This window comes from Microcoleus sp. D3_18_C4 (assembly GCF_036702355.1).
Taxonomy (GTDB): domain Bacteria; phylum Cyanobacteriota; class Cyanobacteriia; order Cyanobacteriales; family Microcoleaceae; genus Microcoleus.
This window is the reverse complement of sequence record NZ_JAUBTF010000160.1, coordinates 1-1,329: the sequence shown is the minus strand read 5'-3', so window position 1 is coordinate 1,329 and position 1,329 is coordinate 1. Positions and strand designations below refer to the sequence as shown.

Annotated in this window: 2 protein-coding genes; both read right to left on the bottom strand. The window is 40.9% G+C overall.

From position 1 onward, the window contains the following. Nucleotides 1-31 precede the first annotated feature (31 nt). Entirely contained in the window at nucleotides 32-739 is a 708-nt protein-coding gene (locus QUA90_RS30335) for a transposase (RefSeq protein WP_333448788.1), read from the bottom strand. Beyond that, the gene (locus QUA90_RS30330; protein ID WP_333448787.1) at nucleotides 732-1,235 is read right to left on the bottom strand and encodes a helix-turn-helix domain-containing protein; all 504 of its coding nucleotides are present in this window, start codon (nucleotides 1,233-1,235) and stop codon (nucleotides 732-734) included. Before QUA90_RS30330 ends, QUA90_RS30335 begins: the two co-directional genes overlap by 8 nt. Between the last annotated feature and the right edge of the window lie 94 nt (nucleotides 1,236-1,329).

Below are 1,329 nucleotides of genomic sequence, written 5' to 3'. Positions count from 1 at the left end.
CTAGTACAGCTCGGCGTAAATACACAGACTATTAAACAGCCAAGACTTTACCCTTGTATGTCCACTTAAAAGGTTTGGCCATTGTTTGATTAAAGTAGTTAATAAAATTGAGGATGCGATTTTTCAGATCGTACTCACTGGTGAAACTTGCTCTTTTAAGTAATTTCCGCACCAAAATGCTGAACCAAATCTCTATTTGATTAAGCCACGAAGAATGTTTGGGTGTGTAATGGAAAACAATTTGATGTGTTGGGTCACTTAAAAAAACAGCGCGAGATTTCATGGATTGAAGTATGCCGCTTTTTCCCTTAATACCGAGGTCGATATCTAAGCCTTCTTTTTCGGCGACCAAACGCACCAGTGATTCAGATTGGTGAGTATTCAGACAATCCATAATTAGATGCCATTTTTTGGCATCAGGGTCAGTTTCAATGATGTGACGAATATTCAGTAAAAAATCGGATTCTGTTCTCGAATCTCCGCAAGTTGGCTCGATTATCTTACCATTCGCAATATTGAAATTAGCAATCAAGGTCTGCGTACCATGACGAATATATTCAAACTCTCTTCTTGCAACTTTCCCGGGTCGCATTGGTAAGTCTTTTTCGAGACGCTCAATCGCTTGAATCCCTGTCATTTCATCAACTGATATAGTGTGTTCTCCATTTTGACTGCGTTCAATCGCACTCAGATATAAGTTTGTAATATCTTTAACTTTTGCATCAAATTCTTCATCCACAGGGGGGGGTTAACCAGTAGCGCGAGGCGTGTGGTTTAATTTCTGCTTCTTCTAATAATCTGCCAACATGGCGGACTGATATACTTTCAATAATGCCTTGTTTCATGATTTCCTCCGCCAGTTCTCTAGCTGTCCAGTGACTTATTGGTCGTCCATAATCGGACGGTGAGGAACAGGCGAGTGCAAATAACTCGGTTACTTGTTCCATGCTAAATTTTACTGGTGCGCCAACACGCTCTCGATCTTGTAATCTTTGCAAAATTGATAAGTCTTTTCCCTCGCTCTCCAACCATCGGTTTCGCCATAAACTAGCCATCTGCCGATTAATCTCTAAACTTCGGGCTATTTCACGATGGTTTTGACCATCAGATGCCATGAGAATGATTTTGGCTCGTAGCACGATCTGTTGTGGCGTGTTGTGTCTCTTGAGCAACTGGTGAAGTTGATGACGCACGCCATCGCTTAAATTTAATATTTTAGGCATTAATAAGGCCATATCTGACTCCTTTATCACCTACCGAAACTGGTCTAAACTAACTATGTTATTCTACCACAAATATAGTCTGTCTACTTACGCCGAGCTGTACTAG

Bases quoted from the DNA above. Each gene is read 5' to 3' on its own strand.
- QUA90_RS30330 (WP_333448787.1), bottom strand. From the start codon at position 1,235: ATGGCCTTATTAATGCCTAAAATATTAAATTTAAGCGATGGCGTGCGT.